The sequence below is a fragment of the Sinorhizobium sp. P24N7 genome (genome assembly GCF_042436655.1).
GTDB classification, from domain to species: domain Bacteria; phylum Pseudomonadota; class Alphaproteobacteria; order Rhizobiales; family Rhizobiaceae; genus Sinorhizobium; species Sinorhizobium meliloti_A.
In genome coordinates this window covers 46,709-66,766 of sequence record NZ_JBHMIW010000012.1, presented here as the reverse complement: position 1 = coordinate 66,766, position 20,058 = coordinate 46,709, and the positions used below count along the sequence as shown (strand labels likewise).

Here is a 20,058-nt window from a genome sequence, read left to right as displayed (position 1 = left end):
GCCGCTTCGGGCCTGCTACTGCTGGCCCGCCGAAAACACCCAGACACTTTCGGGTGGAATGCGTGCCCAGACCGTCCCGGAAGACAGCTGCTTGGCGCCATGTGCCTTGGCAACAAAATCGCCGCGGCGCAGACGGTATTCCCACCTGTCTCCGAGATAGATGCTGTCGTCGAGGTTCATCTCGAGCGCATTGGCATCCGGCTGGTCGCTGACGCTGATCTGTTCGACACGTATCACCGCGCGCGCGTCTTGCGATGCCGACAAGCCCGACGCTTCGCGCACCGTTCCGTCGAGGCTCCAGTTGTCGCCGCCGATGACCGTCGCCCTGCCTTCAACCGTCTTCACCTTTGCCTTGACGATATTGTTGGCGCCAAGGAAATCGGCCGAATAGAAGCTGTTCGGGTTGGAATAGATCTCCTGCGGTCCGCCTTGCTGGACGATGCGCCCGTCCTGCAGCAGGAGAATATTGTCGGCGGCAGCCAGCGCCTCGCTCTGGTCGTGGGTGACGAGGATGGCGCAGATCTCGAGATCGAGGATGAGCTTGCGGATCCAGTAACGCGCCTCCTCGCGCAGCTTCGCATCGAGGTTCGAGAGCGGCTCGTCGAGCAGCAGAACGCGCGGTTCGTAGACGAGCGCGCGGCAGATCGCGACACGCTGCTGCTGCCCGCCGGAAAGCTGCGAGGGAAAGCGATCGGCGAGATGCCCGAGACCCATGCGCTCCAGGATCGCCTGAACGCGCCTTTCGAGATCCGCCGGCGCGACGCCCCGGAGTTTGAGGCCGTAGCCGACATTCTCCTTGACGGTCCGATGCGGCCATAGCGCGTAGGACTGGAAGACGAGGCCGATATTGCGCTGTTCCGGCGGCAAGGCCAGCTTGTTCTCGCCGTCGAGGACCGTTTTCCCCCCGATCACGATCTGGCCGACTTCCGGCTGCTCGAGCCCCGCGACGCAGCGCAGAAGCGTGGTCTTGCCGCTGCCGGAGGCTCCGAGAAGAGCGACGATCGACCCCCGCTGTGCGGTAAAGGAGGCGCCTTTGAGGATCTGCAGGCCGCCGAGCCATTTCTGGACATTGCTGACAACGAGTTCAGTCATGGATTTTTGCTCCCAAACGGAGGGCGAGTGCGAGGCCTGCGCCCGTCAATACGATGCTGATGAGGGCGAGCGCGGCGATCGTGTTCATCGCGCCGGTCTGCAGAAGCGAGACCATCAGCGAGCCGATCACTTCAGTGCCTGCGCCCATGAGATAGACGCCCGTCGCATATTCGCGAAGGAAGATGATCATGATCAGCGCCCAGGCGCCGGCGAGGCCCGGACGGACGATTGGAATAACCACGTCCTTCCATGTCCGGCCGATTGTCGCGCCGGTCGTGCGCGCCGATTCCTCGAGTTCCGGAGCCACCTGGATCAGCGTGCCCTGCAGCAGGCGCAGACCGTAGGAGAGGCCGACGACGAGATAGGCGACAAAGAGGCTGACGAGTGTCGGCCGCAAGGGCGTCAACAAGGGCACGAACAGGAAAACCCAGAAGAAGGCGAGACCGACCACCAGGCCCGGAAGCGCGCGGGGCAGCAACACGATGTAGTCCAGCACCGTGTTCGACATGCCCCAGTTGCGGTGACCGGCGAGGCCGACGGCTAGGTAGATTGCGACTGCCACGGCACCGCCGACCACCGAAAGCACAATCGTGTTGATGATACCGTTATAGAGGCTCGGCACTTCCAGCATGCGGCTGAAGTTCGAGAAGGTGAGCTGGGACCACAGGTTGACCCCCTCTCCCCAGGCGTCGACAAAGGCGCGCACGGTAATTCCGCCGATCGGCAGGACAACCGACACGAAGAGCCACAGGCCGATGATCGAGAGAGCGATGATCTGGCCGCTGTTGCCTAGCTTGAGGGTAGAGACACGCGCACCCTTTCCGCCCATCGCCGCATATTTGCGGGCATTGCGCAAAAGCTTGCGCTGCATCCATACGAGCGGAAGTGTGATCAGGACCAGGACGACGGCGACCACTGCCATAAGCTGGTAGGTTGGCGTACCGAACAGCGTCGTCAGTTTGTAGATATACGTGGTCAGCACCATGATGCCGTTGGGATCCCCGAGCACAAGCGGAATGCCGAAGGTCTCGAAGCCAAGCAGGATGTTGAGCGCGGCAGCAAAGATCAGAGCCGGCAGAACCATGGGCAGGGTCACGTCACGCGAGACCTGCCATATCGATGCGCCGGTCGTGCGCGCAGCTTCCTCGAGGTCGGACGGCAGATTGCGCATGGCCGAGGACACGTAAAGATAGACGTGCGGCACGTGGCTGAGGCCAGCGATCAGGATCATGCCCGGCAGGCTGTAAATGTTCCAGGGAACAACGCCGATGATGTCGCGGACGAAGAGGGAGACGAAGCCCGTCGGACCGACCGAGACGGTGTAGCCGAAGGCGAGCACGATGGACGAGATGAACATCGGCACGAGAACGAGGACCTCAAGGAGGCGCTTGGCCCTCACGTCGGTTCTCGTGATCAGAAAGGCCAACAGGCCGCCGAGTGGTACCGCGATTGCGACCATCCCGAACGAGAAGATCGCCGTCGTGCCGAGGGCTTTGTAGAAATTCTTGTCGGAGAAGACGTAGCGATAGGCATCGAACCCGAACTTGGCGCGCGGGCTGAAGAAGGCAGCCGTCAGGAAGCTCTGGTAGATGATCAGGCCGACCGGCGCCAGCACCGCGATTGCGAGCAGGCCGATGACGACGCGCCTGTAGGTGCTCGCATTGCCGTGGCGGGGCATTCTCGCCGGATATTTCTTTTCGGCTGCGGCCTTTGAAAGCTCGACTGCGGCCGGTGCTTGAGCGTGGGTAGACATTCCTTGCCTCTCGCAAACGGGGGGCGGAGCCGCGGCGCCGATGGCGCCGCGGCGAGCGAAGCATCAGCGACCGAGCGCTTCCTTCCAGTCGTTGAAGAACTGGACGCGTTTCATCTGGTCCATGTATTCGAGCACGCCTTCATCGACCGCAATCGGCTTGAGACCGCCGCCCACACGCTCGTTGAGCGTCTTGACGTTGAGGCCGGAGGTCACATCCTCGCGGACCGAGGGAAGTCCGCCTTCCGCGAGAAGCGACTGGCCCTTGGCCGAGAGCATGTAGTCGACGAAGAGCTTCGCGGCGTTCCAATGCGGTGCATCCTTGGTGATAAGCGCCAGACGCGAGAAGGCCGGCGTATAGTCACTGGCGAAATGGACGCCGAGGTTCGGGCTTTCCTTGACCCAGTCGAGCGCATAGGAGCCGATGATGTTGATGGCGATGATGTTTTCGCCGGAAACGACCGTTTCCTTCATTCCTCCGGAGCTCGAATAGATTTTGGCCCCGTCGTCGCCCATGGCCCTGGCGAGATCCCAGAAGTCCTCGCGGTTGCGAGCATCGTTGGAATGATGAAGGAAGCCGGAGCCGCTCTTCTCAGGATCGAAGGTCGCCACCTTGCCCTGCAGCATGTCCTTGTTTTCCTTCAGGAAGGTGATCATGTCCGCATAGGTCTTCGGCAGCTTGTCTTCCGACAGGGCCTTGGTGTTGTAGATCACGCCGATCGGCTCGACGGTCGTGGCGTAGAGTGTGTTCTTGTAGTTTGCCCAACCCGGCAGCTGGCCCGCCTCCGGTGAGGCGTATTCCATGCCGTAACCGTCCTGAACCAGCGTCATCTGCAGGTCCATGGCCGAGCTCCAGACGACATCGGCTGTCGTCTGGCCGGCCGCGGCCTCGGATATCACCTGGTTATAGGTGCCGTTCGTGCCGAGGTCGTTATACGCGATCTTGATGCCGTATTTCTTGGTGAAGCCATCCTGCAGTTTTTGCGACTGGGCAGCGTCCGTAGAGGTGTAGACGGACACGGTGCCCTCCTCCTTCGCCTTGGCGATGAGGTCGGCATAGTCTGCCGGATAGCCGGCCGGTACTTCCTGTGCGGATGCAGTGGCTGCAAACGCGGTCATGAATGCCGCGGTGACGGCGAAAGCTGTCGAGCGGACGGTGTGTTGCCTGTTCATAGTCTGATCTCCCAATAGCGCCCGTGCTCCAAAGCTCCTCCGGGCATTTGCGCGAGGGCCACTCCGCGCCCTCGCGACCTCCGACTTTGCACTTTGGATTTATAAAATCAAAAGTGCAAACGCTTAGGCATTGACGGCCTTTCGGTCGCCGCCGCGATTTTGGACAGCCCGGGCCACGAGTGAGCCAAAGGTGTCTGTGTTGGTGTTGCCGCCGAGATCGCGCGTGCGCGTCGCCGGATTGGCGAGGACCTCGTCCACGGCTCGCTCGATCTCTGCGCCGGCGGCCTCGAATTGCGGAAGGCCGCGCTGCTCGCCGAGCCAGCTCAGCATCATCGCTGCCGAGAGGATGAGCGACGTCGGGTTGGCGATGTTCTGGTTCTGGATATCGGGCGCCGAGCCGTGCTGTGCCTGCGCGCAGACGAGGCCGGTCTCGGCGTTGGCGTTGATGGAACCGGCCAGGCCGAGGCTGCCGGAAAGCTCGCTCGCGAGGTCGGAAAGAATGTCAGAATAGAAGTTCGTTGCGACGATCACGTCATAGCGCGACGGGTCGCGCACGAGATGCGCCGCCATGGCATCGATGATGACGTCGTTGAGCCTGACTTCCGGGAATTCGGCGGCGACCTTGCGCACCTGTTGCAGAAATAGGCCATCCGTCAGAATGAAATTATTGGCCTTGTGGACGGCCGTGACCTTCCTGCCGCGCTTCATGGCAAGCAGAAAGGCCTGGCGCGCTATGCGCTCGCAGGCATTCGCGGTGATCTTGCGGACCGAGAGGGCGACATCCGGCGTCGGCATGAATTCGCCCGTCCCGGCATACATGTTGCGGTCCGGATAGAAGCCTTCGGTCGCCTCACGCATGATCACGAGGTCCATCTCCTTCGCATCGTTCAAAAACGCGCGGGAGCGTGCCGGGCGCACATTGGCGTAAAGATCGAGCTTGACACGGAAGCCGGCCGAGACGTTCACGCCGCCCTTGTCGCGGGGCGGATAGTCCATGTGCGACTGGGGACCGAGAATGATCCCGTCGAAGGTGCGGGCAAGCTCGATCGTCTCATCCCGGAGTGTCGAACCGTGTTTTTCCAGGCTGGCGAAGCCTGTGTCCTCAAAGTGGTATTCGAGGCCGAGACCGAACGCCGCGTCCGTGGCCTTCATGACCTCCATTGTTGCCGCGGTGATCTCGGGACCAATCCCATCACACGGCGTTACGAATATTTTCATCTGACAATCTCCCATGAGGCAACGGCCGACCGGCCGCGCAACGTCACGGGCAGATTATTGGCTTTTTAAATCTGAAAATGCAATCACTATTTTTCGAGAAGTTCTTTTTCATGCGCCTGATGCGACCAGGACCAGGTTACGGGCGACTTCTTCGAAAGCGCGCCACCCAGGTGCCGTCGCATCGCATAGGAAGCCTCGACGACCTCGCCGCGCTCAAGAAGATCAAGGATTTCGAGGTGCTCCCTGCACTGGCGCACGGTGCGGCTGCGATCGACCCGCGAACGATATTCGAGCAACCGGCGCATTCTGTTCACGCGCACGAGCGAGAGGTGGAAAAACGGATTGTTCGACATCTTGATCAGCTCTTCATGGAAAAGCGCACCGTTGTGGAGAAGCCGTTCGGCCGGCAGTCGCTCGATATCCGATTCCAGCATTCGCAATTGAATGCGCCGTTGCTCCTCGATGATCTTGCGATCGAGTCGAAACTCAGGTTCCAGCATCGCCGCAGGCTCGATAAGCATGCGGAACCGATAGATTTGTTCGAAGGCTTCGGGCGTTTTGGCGACCGGCAGGAAGCGCCAGCCGTAGCCCTGCTTGCGCTCCGCCCATCCTTCACGTGACGCGCGCATCAAGACATCGTTGACCTGCGATTTCGTCAGATCGTACCGCTCTCTCAGCATCTGCTCGGTGACTTCGGCCGGTATGCGGTCGGTGAGCCAGTCTTCTGCAAGACGCTGGTAGTCATTGGCGACCTCGAACGGCTCCGCATCGTCGCGAACGCGTTCGGCAATGCTGTCCGTGACCTCCTTGACGAAGAACCCCCTGTTTTCCTTCTGCTCGAGGAGACCTTGCGTGGCCAGCATGTCCATCGCCTCGCGAACCGGTGAGCGGGAGACGCCAAAGCGATCTGCCAATTGCTGGGTCTTGAGGTGATCCCCAACCGCCAGCTCTCCAGACGTGACCAGGAGGGTGATTTCATTTGCAATGGTCTGTGCCAACTGGCTGGAGCGCATCTCGGTCAATCCTATGAAAACGATGACGTCGCCGCACGTTAGTCCATGACAGCCGCAAAGGGAACGATTCGCGCCAACAATTTGCATACCCGGCCGCCTGAAAAACCAAAAATCGGCCAAGTTGACATTGACACGGCTGATTTTTTGGTTTTTTGCATATTAAAAATCAACACCGGAGGAGACATGTGCTTTCGAGAGGTGCCTACGTCCCATGGGGTCGTTAAAGCGATTGATCTCACGTCCACCTTCGGCCCGGACTTCCACAGGCTGCCGTTTGTTCATCGAATCCTGCTGGAAAACGTCGCCAGGAAAGACACAATCTGCCTGCCCCGCATGATTGAAGCCATGCGGCGCTGGCTTGTCAGCGGCGCGAGTGAGGCTGAGGTCGTTTTCCATCCGTCGCGTGTCCTGATGCACGACACGACCTGCGTACCCTCCCTCGTCGATATCGCTGCCATGCGCGACGCCGTCGCCGAAGCCGGCGGCGACCCGGCGAACCTCACGCCGGTCCTGCCAGTCGACGTATCCGTCGATCATAGTGTCGGCGTCGACATGTATGGACAGCCTCGGTCCCGCGCCTTTAACATGCAACGCGAAATGGAGCGCAACAGTGAGCGCTACCGCCTGATGAAATGGGCAACCCAAGCCCTTCCAGGTGTTACGGTGCATCCGCCTGGCACCGGGATCATGCACACGCTCAATCTCGAGCAGCTGGCGACCGTCATGCGTCTCGAGGAGCGGCACGACGAAACCTGGGCGACGCCGGACACGCTCATCGGCACTGACAGTCATACGCCGATGATCAACGGCATCGGAGTTCTCGCCTGGGGCGTTGGCGGGCTGGAGGCGGAAAGCGTCCTCTTTGGTTTTCCGGTCACGTTACGGCTGCCGGAGGTCGTCGGCGTGCGCCTGACCGGACGGCTGTCCCCCGGCGTGCTCTCGACAGACCTTGCCCTGGAGGTCACGCACCTCCTGCGGCGCCACAAGGTCTCGGGAGAGTTTGTCGAATTCTTCGGGCCAGGGGTGTCGACGCTCACCGGCGGCGACCGCGCCGTCATTGCCAATATGGCGCCCGAATATGGTGCGACGACCGGCTATTTCCCAATCGACGGACAGACTATCGAGTACCTGCGGCGAACCGGCCGAAGGGCGGAGCACGGCTCAATGGTTGAAGGTGTCGCCCGAGCGATGGGGCTCTGGTTCGATCCGGACGCGGAGCCGCGCTACAGTCGGGTCGTCGAACTTGATCTCGGCAATGTGCGTCCCCTTCTTGCCGGGCCGCGGCGCCCGCAGGACAAATGCGCGCTGACTGAGGCTGCATCTGCCTTGGAGACGGTAGCCGGCGGGCCGTTTGAGGAGATATCCAACGGGATTCCGGACGGCGCGATTGCTATCGCGGCCATCACGAGTTGCACCAACACCTCCGACCAGCGTCTGCTAGCTGCCGCTGGTCTTGTGGCCCGCAAGGCAAACAGGCTCGGTCTGCGGCCGCCTCACTGGGTCAAGACATCATTAGCGCCGGGCTCGCCGTCTGCCGAACTCTTCCTGAGAAGAAGCGGACTGCTGACGGATCTGGAGGCGACCGGCTTCAACATCGTGGGTCATGGATGCACCACCTGCATCGGAAATTCGGGGCCGCTCCAGCCGGACATGGCCGAAGCAATCGCCAATGGCACTGTCGCCGCCGCCCTTCTCTCGGGCAATCGCAACTTCCCCGGCCGGGTGCATCCGAGCCTGCAGTTCGGCTTCCTCGCCTCGCCGCCGCATGTCGTCGCCCTCTCGATGATCGGAAAATTCTGTCGGGATCCGTTGAATGTCAAAGTCGCGGACACCGCGGACGGATCCGCCGTCTGCCTTCGCAATCTCCTCCCGTCCGATGAGGAAATCGATGCCATTTTGCGTGACTTTTCGCATTGCGAGGATTTTGGCCGGGCGTTTCACGACGCCACGAAGAACGATGCATGGCTTGCCCTCGAGGCGCCATCCTCTCCAACATTTCCCTGGGATGAAATCTCCACCTATATCCGGCGACCGCCCTTTGCCGTCGCGAGCAACACCAATCGGCTCGGAACCTATACGGCCCATCCGCTGCTCGTGCTGGGCGACGACATGACCACGGATCACATCTCGCCCGCCGGCCAGATCGATGCCGAGAGTTATGCCGGACGCCATCTCGTTGCGGCCGGCGATCCGCCAAACGACCTCAACGTCTATGCGGCCAGACGCGGGAACTGGGCGACCATGGTCCGCGGTCTCTTCGACAATCCCACGGCGTCCAACCTCCTGCTTGACGGGCGACCGGCCTCAAGAACCGTGTATGCCCCTACCATGGATGAAGGCCCGCTATGGGAGGTGGCCGAACGCTACCGGCAGGAAGGGCGCTCCGTCGTGATCGTAGCCGGTGAGCGATATGGCGCCGGTTCTTCGCGCGACTGGGCAGCCAAGGGCCTTGCGCTGCTTGGGGTGCGCGCCGTCATCGCCAGAAGTTTCGAGCGCATCCACCGCACGAACCTGATCGGCATGGGAATCCTGCCCATCGTCATCGAGAACACAATTCCCTCACTTTCGGCACTGGACCTCATCGAAGTTGACGCCAGGCACATAGAAGCGCGCTGCGGTATCAGGCTGGTCTTGCTGAGCGCCTCTGGCGCAGCCAAGACATTGACGGCGCGCGCCGCGGTGGAGACGGAGCAGGAGGTTGAAACGCTTGTCGCTGGCGGGATGATTCCCCTCATTCTTGACCGCCACCTGGCGGAACTGGTGGTACCCAAGACGCCCGATTTCGTTCGCCCCATACCGGGCGGCGCATTTACTAAGGAAGGAAGTAAATAGATGCCATCGGGCTGGAAATTGTCATTGGCCTAAAAGATCCGCAACCCTGCGCCAGCGGCAGGCAGCGTGCGAGGCGGTGATGTCGAAAAGTCTGGATAATAATTCCCATACGCTCTCGTCGTGAACGAGGTGGTGGGTGAGAATTCCCACCGTCCCGCCGCCCTTCTCGATTTCATCCAGCCGGCGATCGATGTCGCGAAGGATCTCGCCATGAGGGCGGCAGCCGCGGGTGCCGTGCCAGTCCATCACATCCACATGGGCGTTTATGAGCTGCAGCCCCGGGACGCGTAACACGGCGGATTTTTTCCCGTCCTCCGGTCCGAAAACCGAAAGGGCCCTAAAGCCGATCTCGTGCAGTCCGGGCACCAGCCCCGGGTCGATCCGGTTCCATGGCGGAACGAGGAGCGGCACCATAGCGGCAGGATAAAGCGCGCGCAGACGCGCCCAACCGGCGCGCAAGTCGGACGCCACCATCTCGCGCGACCTGTGACCTCCTAGTTCCTGGCGTTTTTCTGTAGCGGGGGCATGGTTTTGATGGGACCACCCGTGGACGGCAACATCGACAAGCGGTCGGCCGGCAATGCAGCGCGAAAGGCGCTCGTCGGTACCTGCCGGAATGACGGCCAAGATCACCGGCACCGAAAAGCGGTCGGTGAGGTCGAGCAATCGGTGGAGCGCGGCCGTCGGCTCGACGGCGTCGTCGTCCCGCAGCCAAAAGTCGACCGATTGGCCTGCCTCCTGCAGGCGATCGAGCCTGTCGGCCAGCGTTTCCCAGATCGATGCGATCGTCATTTCGCACTCCCAACGAAATCGGCGAAGATCCCCGAGAGACGTGCGGCGGCGGCGGGAAGCGAGCGGTGCTCGAAAACGAAGCGCCGCGCGCGCTCGCCAAATTGTCTGCGTAGGGATCCGTCCACGAGGAAGCGCCGCACCGCTGCCGCCAGTGCGTCGATGTCCCCGGCCGTCGTCAGATATCCCGTTTCGCCGTCACGTACGACTTCCGGCACACCCGCCGTGCGCTGCGCGACGACCGCGAGGCCTGCAGCCTGCGCCTCCAGATAGGACAAGCCGTAGGCCTCCCCGCAGCCCGGCCAGACATAGAGGTCGCCGCCGGCGAGAATCTCCGGAATCGCCTGAGGCGACCTTTCGCCAAGCCAATCCAGCCGTCCTGCGGGAAAGGCCGAAAAGGCTTCCGATACGTCAGCCCGTGCAGGGCCGTCGCCCACCACCGTGAGCGTCCAGGGCACATCAGCGACGAGGGCGAGCGCGCGGGCAAGCATGCGATAACTATCCATCTTGTCGCCCTGACGCATCATCGCGACGGCAAGCAGGCGGTTGCCGCCGGCCCCGGTCCTTCGCAGGTCACGAAACGGCGACACATCGATGAAAGGGGCGAGCAGCGCAGAGCGCACTTCGGGTACCGCCTCTTCGAGACCCTCGCGGTCACGATGGGTGAAACAGATATTGACCGCCGCCTGCCTTGCACCGGCGGCGACCTCATCTTGCGCAAGTTTCCATGACCCCAGGTTGCGCCGAAAGGAATAAGAACACTCGGCAGTAACGTATGGAATGGAGAATTCCGCGGAAAGCGCGGGACCAATGAGATCCGGAGCCTTGTAGTACGGGTGGTAGCAAAACCAGAGGTCGGGCGGCCCTTTCAACTGCCAGAGCCGCCGAAGCCTCGCAATCTCCCCTTCGGCCTCCTTGCGGAACGCTGAAAATGCCGCATCCGAGGCATCACGCGAGAAGGTGCGCAGCTCCGAGGCAATGCTGACGTCGTGACCTGCCAGCCGCAGCGATTCGATCAGCATGCGTGCCATCTGTCTGTCGCCGGAAGGGACAGGGTGGTCGGGTGATTTCAGTGGCGCATGAAAGACGATGTTCATTCGGCGCGAGCTATCCCGCCTCCCGTCGCGATGTCAACAGGCCCCGGCCCGACGACGTGCGGCTGCAGTGCCCCGGCTATTCCGCCGCTGCCTCCCCGCCCTGGGCGAGCGCCGCGTTCTTCTTGGCGATCGCGTCGCGTGTCGCGGCAGCTGCCGCCGGCGCCGATTGCACGTCGTCTCCGGCCACCTGGACCGTGGGCGAGGCGAACTGGATGCCATTGGTCTTGAAGGCCTCCTTGATCATGGCCTGGGCCCTTCTTCTCACCTGGGTCTGGTGGCCCGGCTTGGTTTTCATGGCGAAGCTCAGCGTTATGCCGTAATCGCCGAACTGCTCCACGCCTTTCATCTTCACCGTTTCGATGATCATCGGCGCGAGCTCCGGGTCTTCGAGCAAGGAAGCCCCGATGCCCTTCACGACCTTCTTCACCTTGGCGACGTCGGAGTCATAGGAAACATTGATCAGGAACTTGTCGATGACCCAGTCGCGACTCATGTTCTGCACCGCGCCGAGCGAGCCGAAGGGCACGGTGAACACCGGTCCCCGGTGATGTCGCAGCTTGACGGAGCGGATGCTGAAGGACTCCACCGTGCCCTTATAGCTGCCGCTCTGTATATATTCGCCGACCCGGAAGGCATCGTCCATCATGTAGAAGATGCCGCTGATGATATCCTTGACGAGCGTCTGGGAGCCGAAGCCGATGGCGACGCCGAAGACCCCAGCGCCGGCGATTAACGGACCGACTGCGACGCCAAGCCCCGAAAGCACCATCATACCGGCGACGACCGCGATGAAGGCCGCAAGGAAATTGCGCAGGATCGGCAGCAGCGTGCGCAGGCGCGTGTTGCGCGCGAACTCGGCGGAATCCTGCACGGTCAGGCTGGCGCGCGCCATGCGCACGTTGATGGATTCCTTGGCAAGCTGCCAGACGAGATCGGCCGCAAGCAGTATGACGATGCCGGCCAGCACGCCGCGGAAGATGCGGTTGAAGGCATCGTCCTGCATCATCTGCGCGCCGTCGATGCGGAAGGTCATGGCAAGCCATACGGCCGCGAGCGCGATGATCACCAGCCTCGCCCCTCGCTCGATCAGAACATTGCGCAGGACGCGGAAGTCCTCCGCCGCGGCAGCATCCAGCATCGTTCTGGTCGCGGCGCTGGTGAAGCGCAGCAGAGGCGGCAGACCGAGGGCATAGACGCCGAGCCAGAACAGCACATCCATGCCTGCAACCCAGAAGACCCAGAGCAAGACTAGGAAGGAAACGATCAAGGCATTTCGCAGGATGCGACGCGCGGGCGCCATCTCGGCAATCGGCCGGCGCAAGGTCGTGTCGATCGCCAGTCCGAGAACGAAGAGGCCCAGGACCGCGCCGGTGAGGTTGCGCACGTCTTCGGGAAACGCGAGCGCGCGCATCATATCGCCGACGGCCCATACGAAAGCGACGGTGCAGATGAAGTATACGGACCGCCTGAGCCAGTAACGGGCACGATGCGGAGCAAGCGATACATACGACCTTGCCTGATCCCCCTCCGAGATGGCCGGCGTCAACACGGCCGATGCGATCGCGATCAGAAGTCGAGCCACGATCCAGGCGATAAGGAGCGGCGCCACCGCTGCCCCGAGGTGATGCGGCCAATCGGCGATCACGAAAGCAGCGACGGCCGCAATGGCGAAGGCGACAAGCGGCGCGATGCGAACGAAGGCCGCCAACCCGCTTCCTGCCTGCACGTTGTTGCGGCTGGCGCTTCGTCGCAGGAGATGGCGCAGAAGGAACTCGGCGCCGTAGCCGATCAGCAGAACCAGGGCAAACGCCCAGATGATCGGCAATCTTCCCTGGCCCTCCATGTCCCCGTACACACGGTCTCTCGCCGCCTGCCATTCGGGCAATACGCGCGGCGCGGCATTCAGAAGCGCAGCAAGGTGCCTCCTGGCCTCGGCCATCCAGCGCGAAGCGAAGCTCTGGGGCTGCGTGACGGTAACGGGCCCGGAGGCCGCCTGCCTGGTCTCGATCCCCGGCCTGGTCTCGATCCATTGACGGACCTCGGGATCATCCAGCAGCTGAATGAGCTGCTGGACCTTGGCCGGAGGCGCTGCCCCCGGCTCTTGAGCCGCCGAGAGAGCCGCAGAAGCAAAGATCAGTTGGAGAAAAAAGACAACGACTGCTGCGACGCGCCCTACACCTGAACCCATGCGATAGCCCCCTGATCGCCAGACCACTCGGCGATGATAGTGGCATATCAACACATACGCGTCACCCCGCAATCCCGTAGCACCCCGAAGGATGCAGGATCGGGGTCTCGCGCCGAAGCGCCGGCGCCCATGCATGTCTTCTTTGGTCGCAACCGGTCAAAGACGACACGCAGCAGATCAAAGTGCCACAGCGGCCTTTGCGCGTCCGGTAAGGCGCGGCGTCGCAGGCCGGCGCAAGGCTCTCCGGATTATGGTCCAGCTCAAGCCGAACCGGCTTCCGCGGCCGAGACTGTGGAGGCATGTTCGCGGGCCGAGTGTTTCAGTGCCGACGATGCGACTGCGTCCCACTGCGAAAGTATGCGTTCTGGCAAGTATCTCTTGGCGCTCGCCTCGGCATTGGTAGCCAAACGGCTCCTGAGTTCACCGTCGCCGAGCACCCTAGACAGTGCCTCGGCAAGCGCATCCACATCGTTGCTGGGAACGAGGATTCCATCCTCGCCATGCTTCACCATGTCCGAGGGGCCCCACTCGCATGCAAAAGAAACCACGGGAAGCCCTGCAGCCATGGCCTCGAGCAAGACGATACCCCATCCCTCGTAACGGGACGACAATACGAAGACGTCGGCCGTCTCCACCCATAGCCCCGGTCTTTGCGTCACGCCCGGTAACTCAACCCTGTCCTTCAGGTCCAGCGCGTCCCGCAGTGCCTCGAGCGATTTCCTGTCATCGCCCTCGCCCCAGATGACGAGCTTCCATTCGGGGTGCCTCGTGGCAATCCGTGCAAAGGCCTCGATCAGGAGATCGAAGCCCTTCTGACGCGTGAGCCGGCCAACTGCGGTCAAGATATTGTTGCCGCGTCTCTTCTGCCATTCGCCGGGCAGGTCGACGGCATTGGCGATCACCCACCCCCTGCTGCGCATCTTCTCCGGAAAATAGTCGAGCGCGCCCCTGGTCATCGTCACCAGACCGAACGCGCGCGGATACAGACGGCGCTGAACCCATTTCCAGACTGGACCGAAAGGCTGGAGGGCCGGATTGTTGCGCTCGGAAACGATCACCGGAGCCTGCAGCCCAACCGTCGCCAGCAGCGTCAGTACGTTCGTTCGGGTCAGGAAGCTCAACACGAAATCGGGTTGCGAGCGGCGAATGGCGGAACGCAGGCGATAAATTCTCTTGAGCACGAGCAGGCCCGCCTCGATCTTCCCAGCCCTTTGCGGCGGCAAATCGAGACGTTTGATCGCGATCTTCGGATCCAATTCGTAGTAGGGCTTCGCATCCGGCGGCTCGAGAGTGATCAGAGTGACCATGCAGCCGAGCCGGGCCCAATGGTTGGCGACAAGGTTGACCACGTGCTCCGTGCCCCCGGCGCCAAGGCCCGGCAGGACGATCGTCACACGTGCTCCGGAAATATTCGACGCCTCAAGCGCTGGGGAATTCGAACTGCCGTTCATTTCGAAATTCCCCTCCCCTGAAGCCCCGCGAACGTCACGCACAGGAGTCATGGCTGCCGCCACAGCAACGGTTTCTCTTCGCCCAAGGGACATCATCTGGTGCCTCCATTCCGTCTTCGCGATGCAAAACATCACGATCTTCACCAATGCTGTTTGGAATGTTACCGGGCGCGCCTCACGCCCTATGCAAGCACGTTATTGACAGAATGCTTGTTTTTCATTTCATATTCAAATTGCTAAAACGAATGCCTGAAATTGCCAGCCACGGGACGACCGGCACCGTAAGCTTAATTAATTGCTTCAAAGAATCAATACCACACAAGACGCGCGACCACTGCATACTCAAAGAATTTCTTTTTTCATTCCAAATCTCCTTATGAAAATAGGCGGTAGAATTATTTCTGTAACGACATATTGTTCTATTCTGCGCGATCAGTGCGCCAAAACTACATTTACGATGCGTGCACCGCACGCCGGTGATCTCAATTTGAGGGACAAACCATGGCAAGCATTCTCAGGCGGGCATGGCGTCGGGTCGAGAAGCGGGTACGGCTTACCAGCCATGCTGCCCAAGCCGACAGCTTCCTGATCTCCTATCCAAAATCGGGCCGCACCTGGTTTCGATACGTTCTTTCCCACTATCTCGCGGCAATCTCGCGGGTGCCGGAGCCTATTGACCTTCACAATATGTTTTCGATCGTACCGAACTTCGATCTCGACCCGGTGCGCGGCATGCCGGGCTACCGCTTCCGCGAGGCGAAAGACGCAATCCCGACGATCCTCGTCAGTCACCTGGACTATCGCGCCAGCCTGTTCCTCAGGCGTCCGGTCATCATGATGGTAAGAGACCCGCGCGACGTGATCGTGTCGGCCTATTTCCATGCGACCCGGCACAAACACCGTTTCGCGGGCACCCTTACGGAGTTCATAAAGGACCATGACCAGGGTATGCCCAAGATGATCAGTTATCTCAATCGCTGGGCAGCCGGTTTGTCCAACCGCGCGCACTTCGTTCTGAGCTACGAGGGGCTCTCCGCCGACACGGAAGGACGAACCGAGGCGGTGCTGAAATTTCTCCGCTGTCCGGTCGATCGAGCGGCGCTCCGGGCTGCAGTCGAGGCCGGGCGGTTCGAGGCCATGCAGGACAGGGAACGGGTAGAAGGCATTCCGGCTCATGACTACGATCGGAACGACGTGGAAAGCCTGCGGATGCGCCGTGGCAAGGCAGGTGGGTTCAGGGACTACTTGGACGAAGCGCAGGTCGCAGAGGTCGAGCGTTTGTGCGCGGCCGACCTGACGGTCGCCGCCAAACGTCTCGTCGGTCACACGGGATTGAACGTCTGACCCCGCACCTGCGCGCCCGTTTGCGGATAGAACTGCTCTAACGCCGCGCGGCATCGAGGGCTGGCCTGCCGATGCTGGCCCTTGCAAACACCTCCCGCAGAACATGCGCCGTCTTCTCCATTGCCGCCGTATCGAGCGCGGGATCGACCAGGAAGGCCAGGCTCGTCTCGCCGAGCTCGCGCGCGTCGGGCAATCTCTGCGCCGGGGCCATGCCGATGTCCGCAAAGGCCTTTTCCAGGTAGATTTCCGAGCAACTGCCGCTGAAGCATGCGACGCCGGCGCCGTTGATTTCGGCAATGATCCGGTCCCGGCTCCAATCGGGCCGCAGGCGCTCCGGCCGAAGAAACGTATAGAACCTGTACCACGCGTGCTGAATCCCACGGGGCGGCAGAGGCGTGCGCAAAGCCTCGATCTCCTCGGCCGCTCTGGCGATAATGGCCGCGTTGTGCGCTCTTATGCTGCGCCATTCCGTCAGGCGCTGCAACTGACGCGATCCCATGACCGCCTGGATCGACATCATGCGCCAGTTGGTGCCGATGGACTCATGCAGCCAGCGGAAACCCGGAGGGTGCTCCTTGTTGTAGACGGCGTCATACGATTTGCCGTGGTCCTTCCGGCTCCAGGCTTTCTTCCAGAGCTCGTCGTCGTTCATGGCCACGAGCCCGCCCTCGCCTCCAGTGGTGATGATCTTGTCCTGGCAGAAGGAAAAAGCCGCGATATCACCGAAACTGCCGACCGGTCGGCCGTCGATTTCGGCGCCGTGCGCCTGGGCGCAATCCTCTATCACCCACAGCCCCTTTTCGCGGGCAAGCGCCATGATGGCGGGCATGTCGCAGGGCCAGCCGGCCAGATGTACGACGATGACGCCCTTGGTCTTCGGCGTCAGCTTCGCCCTTATGGTTTCCGCGGTGATGTTCTGGCTGTCGCGATCGACGTCGGCGAAAACCGCAACTCCACCCGCCATCGGCACCGTGGAGGCCGAGGCAATGAAGCTGCGCGGCGTCACGATGACCTCATCGCCCGGCTCAAGTCCGAGCGCGTAGAGCGCGAGGTCCAGCGCCACCGTTCCGTTGGCGAGAGCCACCGCATGTTTTACGCCGAGAAAGCGCTCATACGCAGCCTCGAAGTTGCGTACGTGCGGTCCCGTCCAGGCATTCACTTCGCCAGATCTGAGGACCGACACGACATCCTCGATCTGCTCCTCGTCGTAAACCGGCCAGCGTCCCATCTGTCCCTCCGAATTGAATTGGGTCTTATGGCGTTAGTGAGAAATTCCGTTTGACGCCGTTCCTCAACCTAAACGACGTGCCGGACCAATACGAAAGCTTCGGCCGCTTGCCGCATCACGGTCGCGCCGCGCAAGGTCGCCAGCGCCCTGAGGGTCGCAATCGAGCGCTCATGCGGCGGCTGGCGTACCTGCGAAGCAAACATCTCCATCGCCTTGAGCTTTGCCTCGAGATGTTCGCTGATATCGACGAAGACGTTCGGCACGAATGCCGGAGACAGATAGGGCGCGTTCCAATTGGTCTCGGACAGGGTCTCGTAGGCGAGAACGAGCTTCGGGAATTCCGCCTGATGCGGGCGGCAGGCGACCAGCGCCGACGTGAAGGTCAACTGATGGTCCATGTGCATGTCGCCCACGAAGGGCAATAAGACGGTTTGCGGCGACAGCCGGCGAACGAGCTCGAGCAAGGCGGCATTGACGGTCGCATGCGCCGTTTCCGCAAGCTGTGCCGCCGGCAGCCGGAGCCATATGGTTTCCGTCACGCCCAAGGCGCGGTGCGCTTGCCTCGCTTCCGCCTGTATCCGCGCAGTTCCCTCCGGATCGAAGGCGGGAGGCTTTCCCTCCGTCACGACCGCGACGAACACCTCTTCGCCTTCGGCCGCAAGCCTTGCGATCGTCCCGCCTGCGCCGAGCACCTCGTCATCGGGATGCGGCGCCACGACCAGAGTGCGCCCGAAAGATATCTGCCCGCCACCCATAAAACCTCCTGATCAAAAATATTGTCGCCTTGGCGCGTGCTCATCCGCCGCATCACGCCTTCGGCGTCTCCGCGCCAAGACGACGCGAAACAAACTCCCTGGCCTCTTGCAGATGCCGTTCATGAACCCGCTCGCCGGTGACCAGCGTCTTCACGGTCAACAGGAAGATCCGCGCATCCAGCCAGAGACCGGCGTGTGCGACATACCAGAGGTCGAGAGCGATCTTCTCTTCGTCCGAAAGCCGCGTATTGCCGTTCACCTGTGCCCAGCCGGTCATGCCCGGGGCGACGCGGCAGCGCATGCGGCCGAGTTCGCCGAAGGCGGCGACGGTCGCCAGGGGAAGCGGGCGCGGGCCTACCATCGACATGTCGCCGGAAAGCACGGCAATGAGTTGCGGCAGCTCATCGAAACGCAGCCGCCGCAACAGAGCGGTTGCGGCGGTCTGCCGCATCGCATCCGGCAAAAGCGTGCCGTCAGGCGCCCGCGCATCCGTCATCGTGCGGAATTTGGCAACGGTAAAGACGCGCATCCCCGCACCGGCACGCGCCTGAGTGAAGAACAGTGGCAGGCCGAGGCTAGCCCAAACGACCGCTGCCGTGACCGCCATCAGCGGCAGGCACAGGACGAAAACGGTTCCGGCAAACAGGCAATCGAGGAAACGCTTGAGACGGTAAAATCCCAAGGAGGCAGGCAAGCCAAAGCTGACGGCCGCAGGTTCTCTGTAGGTTTTCAACTCAATATTCCCTTGGCGCAGGGCGCTTAAAGCCTGTTTTAAAAATATCTGAAATTAAGTCTTACATTCCGGCAATTGACACCATGAGTACGTCGCCCGGCACGAGTTCAGTCAGGGTCGATGCCTTTATGCTCGTCGGGGTGCCGCCGACCGGGTTCCGGCGAATCTCATAGGTATATGAAATCTGATTTTTCTTGGACTCGTCTTCGGCCACCGCGGCCATGAGGAGTATTTGCTCTTCGGCGGAGTGCTTTCCGGAAATCAGCTTTTTGATAGCGATCTCACGCGCCTGAAGCTGCGTCAGTATGTCTTTCTCACGATCGGCTGCAAGCTTTGCCAACTGCAGCTTCAACCCGCTCAACTCCTGGCGCGATCGCGCAAGTGTGGCAAAGGTCTCCAGAAGCTGCGCCTGTTCGGCCGAAGCATTGTTTTCCGCGCGGGAAAGATCGCTTTCGGTGTTCAGCCCGCGTTTGCGCAAGGTAGCGATACGCTCCACATCTTCCTTGCTGTTCTGGACCACGTCCTTTTGCTGCAGGATGAGTTGATTCAGTATCTCGATGCCGCCCTCTGACTGGGTTATGCCCTCGGCCAGGATCTGCGCTTGCGACTTGTTTGCGGCGAGGTCTGCCCTCAGAATCTTTTCTTCGAGCTCGATTACGCCATCGAGGGGCACGCCGTTTACATAGTCGCGAGCCACCTGAGGCACATCGGCAAGGTCAATCTTGTCGCTGGATTTCAACTGAGCCACAAGCCGCGCCGCATAGATGGCCTCGTGGATGATCTCGGCGTTGGCGGCCTCCGCCTCCGCACGCAGACGGGCGCGTGCGACGATCCGGTCGGATGCGCTCGCCGCAGCGACCTGCATGCCTCCGGCAAGACCAATTGCCTGCTCGACGGTCAGCCCGCTGTAGAAAGGAAACGAGCCCGGAGTCTTAACCTCTCCGAGCACGAAAATCGGCCGAAAAGTCGAAATATCGAGAGAGATTTTCGGATCGACGAGAACGTCGCGCCTGCGGTACTCGCCGCGGAGCTTCGCGAGCGCTTCCGGCACAGTGAGGCCAACGACCTCAACCCCGCCGATGAGGGGAAACTGCGCTACGCCGGCGCCCGAGACGGTCGCAGTAACCGGCAAGTCGGCATCGTCAAGGAAGTCGAAGGTCAGAACATCTCCCGAGTTGAGCCGGTAATCACCGGCCTGAGCGGGCATAGACGTAATTATCGGGAGCGCAAGCGCCCAAAGTACCATCAGCAGCAGGAACGCCCCAAGCTTCCAACGGGGCAAAATCGTCCCATAAACGGCCGGTGAAATCCCCATCTCACAGCCTCCAAAAAGGAATAAAGAAAACTCTACCAAAAAATATTAGGCGACTATATTCTTCGATGCGCTATCACGTC

15 protein-coding genes are annotated in these 20,058 nt (G+C 61.5%); 2 read left to right on the top strand and 13 right to left on the bottom strand.

What is annotated here, in order from left to right:
• Nucleotides 1-15: 15 nt before the first annotated feature.
• From ACFHWW_RS21150 to ACFHWW_RS21130, 5 genes are all read right to left on the bottom strand, one after another.
• The gene (locus tag ACFHWW_RS21150; protein ID WP_324763806.1) at nt 16-1,092 is read right to left on the bottom strand and encodes an ABC transporter ATP-binding protein; all 1,077 of its coding nucleotides are present in this window, start codon (nt 1,090-1,092) and stop codon (nt 16-18) included.
• Nucleotides 1,085-2,845 carry an iron ABC transporter permease gene (locus ACFHWW_RS21145; protein WP_100670500.1) on the bottom strand — a complete coding sequence of 587 codons (1,761 nt, stop codon included), beginning with the start codon at nt 2,843-2,845 and terminating at the stop codon, nt 1,085-1,087. The genes ACFHWW_RS21150 and ACFHWW_RS21145 overlap by 8 nt, the downstream gene beginning before the upstream one ends.
• 63 nt (nt 2,846-2,908) lie before the next feature.
• A complete protein-coding gene (locus ACFHWW_RS21140) occupies nt 2,909-4,015 on the bottom strand; it encodes an ABC transporter substrate-binding protein (protein ID WP_379940614.1) in 1,107 nt (368 codons plus the stop codon).
• Between the two features lie 123 nt (nt 4,016-4,138).
• Nucleotides 4,139-5,233, bottom strand: coding sequence for an isocitrate/isopropylmalate dehydrogenase family protein (locus ACFHWW_RS21135; protein WP_379940612.1), 1,095 nt, complete (start codon nt 5,231-5,233; stop codon nt 4,139-4,141).
• 86 nt (nt 5,234-5,319) lie between these two features.
• A complete protein-coding gene (locus ACFHWW_RS21130; protein ID WP_100670507.1) occupies nt 5,320-6,246 on the bottom strand; it encodes a GntR family transcriptional regulator in 927 nt (308 codons plus the stop codon).
• A 183-nt stretch (nt 6,247-6,429) separates the two neighbouring features.
• On the opposite strand from ACFHWW_RS21130, the gene acnA reads away from it, so the two are divergent.
• Nucleotides 6,430-9,078, top strand: coding sequence for an aconitate hydratase AcnA (gene acnA, locus ACFHWW_RS21125; protein ID WP_379940610.1), 2,649 nt, complete (start codon nt 6,430-6,432; stop codon nt 9,076-9,078).
• A 21-nt stretch (nt 9,079-9,099) separates the two neighbouring features.
• On the opposite strand, the gene ACFHWW_RS21120 is transcribed toward acnA, so the two are convergent.
• From ACFHWW_RS21120 to ACFHWW_RS21105, 4 genes are all read right to left on the bottom strand, one after another.
• On the bottom strand, nt 9,100-9,870 hold the full coding sequence (locus ACFHWW_RS21120) for a polysaccharide deacetylase family protein (protein ID WP_379940609.1): 771 nt from the start codon (nt 9,868-9,870) through the stop codon (nt 9,100-9,102).
• Nucleotides 9,867-10,964 (bottom strand): glycosyltransferase family 4 protein, encoded by a 1,098-nt coding sequence (locus ACFHWW_RS21115; protein WP_324763811.1) that lies wholly within the window; start codon nt 10,962-10,964, stop codon nt 9,867-9,869. The genes ACFHWW_RS21120 and ACFHWW_RS21115 overlap by 4 nt, the downstream gene beginning before the upstream one ends.
• 76 nt (nt 10,965-11,040) lie before the next feature.
• A complete protein-coding gene (locus ACFHWW_RS21110; protein ID WP_379940606.1) occupies nt 11,041-13,152 on the bottom strand; it encodes a mechanosensitive ion channel family protein in 2,112 nt (703 codons plus the stop codon).
• 260 nt (nt 13,153-13,412) lie between these two features.
• Nucleotides 13,413-14,603: a glycosyltransferase family 4 protein gene (locus ACFHWW_RS21105; RefSeq protein WP_379940604.1), complete on the bottom strand. Its 1,191-nt coding sequence runs from the start codon at nt 14,601-14,603 to the stop codon at nt 13,413-13,415.
• Nucleotides 14,604-15,104: 501 nt separating this feature from the next.
• Here ACFHWW_RS21105 and ACFHWW_RS21100 point away from each other — a divergent pair.
• Nucleotides 15,105-15,947 carry a sulfotransferase domain-containing protein gene (locus tag ACFHWW_RS21100; protein ID WP_324763814.1) on the top strand — a complete coding sequence of 281 codons (843 nt, stop codon included), beginning with the start codon at nt 15,105-15,107 and terminating at the stop codon, nt 15,945-15,947.
• A gap of 37 nt (nt 15,948-15,984) precedes the next feature.
• On the opposite strand, the gene ACFHWW_RS21095 is transcribed toward ACFHWW_RS21100, so the two are convergent.
• The 4 genes from ACFHWW_RS21095 to ACFHWW_RS21080 form a co-directional block, all read right to left on the bottom strand.
• On the bottom strand, nt 15,985-17,175 hold the full coding sequence (locus tag ACFHWW_RS21095) for a DegT/DnrJ/EryC1/StrS family aminotransferase (RefSeq protein WP_379940601.1): 1,191 nt from the start codon (nt 17,173-17,175) through the stop codon (nt 15,985-15,987).
• 68 nt (nt 17,176-17,243) lie between these two features.
• Nucleotides 17,244-17,930 carry a PIG-L deacetylase family protein gene (locus ACFHWW_RS21090; RefSeq protein ID WP_275599002.1) on the bottom strand — a complete coding sequence of 229 codons (687 nt, stop codon included), beginning with the start codon at nt 17,928-17,930 and terminating at the stop codon, nt 17,244-17,246.
• 52 nt (nt 17,931-17,982) lie between these two features.
• Complete coding sequence (locus tag ACFHWW_RS21085; protein WP_379940599.1) at nt 17,983-18,663, bottom strand: sugar transferase; 681 nt, start codon at nt 18,661-18,663, stop codon at nt 17,983-17,985.
• A 61-nt stretch (nt 18,664-18,724) separates the two neighbouring features.
• Nucleotides 18,725-19,978, bottom strand: coding sequence for a polysaccharide biosynthesis/export family protein (locus ACFHWW_RS21080; RefSeq protein ID WP_379940596.1), 1,254 nt, complete (start codon nt 19,976-19,978; stop codon nt 18,725-18,727).
• Nucleotides 19,979-20,058 lie beyond the last annotated feature (80 nt).

Coding starts and splice junctions, on each gene's coding strand:
- ACFHWW_RS21105 (WP_379940604.1), bottom strand. CDS start 14,603: ATGAACGGCAGTTCGAATTCCCCAGCGCTTGAGGCGTCGAATATTTCC.
- ACFHWW_RS21150 (WP_324763806.1), bottom strand. CDS start 1,092: ATGACTGAACTCGTTGTCAGCAATGTCCAGAAATGGCTCGGCGGCCTG.
- ACFHWW_RS21140 (WP_379940614.1), bottom strand. CDS start 4,015: ATGAACAGGCAACACACCGTCCGCTCGACAGCTTTCGCCGTCACCGCG.
- acnA (WP_379940610.1), top strand. CDS start 6,430: ATGTGCTTTCGAGAGGTGCCTACGTCCCATGGGGTCGTTAAAGCGATT.
- ACFHWW_RS21115 (WP_324763811.1), bottom strand. CDS start 10,964: ATGAACATCGTCTTTCATGCGCCACTGAAATCACCCGACCACCCTGTC.
- ACFHWW_RS21135 (WP_379940612.1), bottom strand. CDS start 5,233: ATGAAAATATTCGTAACGCCGTGTGATGGGATTGGTCCCGAGATCACC.
- ACFHWW_RS21095 (WP_379940601.1), bottom strand. CDS start 17,175: ATGGGACGCTGGCCGGTTTACGACGAGGAGCAGATCGAGGATGTCGTG.
- ACFHWW_RS21130 (WP_100670507.1), bottom strand. CDS start 6,246: ATGCGCTCCAGCCAGTTGGCACAGACCATTGCAAATGAAATCACCCTC.
- ACFHWW_RS21120 (WP_379940609.1), bottom strand. CDS start 9,870: ATGACGATCGCATCGATCTGGGAAACGCTGGCCGACAGGCTCGATCGC.
- ACFHWW_RS21100 (WP_324763814.1), top strand. CDS start 15,105: ATGGCAAGCATTCTCAGGCGGGCATGGCGTCGGGTCGAGAAGCGGGTA.
- ACFHWW_RS21145 (WP_100670500.1), bottom strand. CDS start 2,845: ATGTCTACCCACGCTCAAGCACCGGCCGCAGTCGAGCTTTCAAAGGCC.
- ACFHWW_RS21080 (WP_379940596.1), bottom strand. CDS start 19,978: ATGGGGATTTCACCGGCCGTTTATGGGACGATTTTGCCCCGTTGGAAG.
- ACFHWW_RS21110 (WP_379940606.1), bottom strand. CDS start 13,152: ATGGGTTCAGGTGTAGGGCGCGTCGCAGCAGTCGTTGTCTTTTTTCTC.
- ACFHWW_RS21090 (WP_275599002.1), bottom strand. CDS start 17,930: ATGGGTGGCGGGCAGATATCTTTCGGGCGCACTCTGGTCGTGGCGCCG.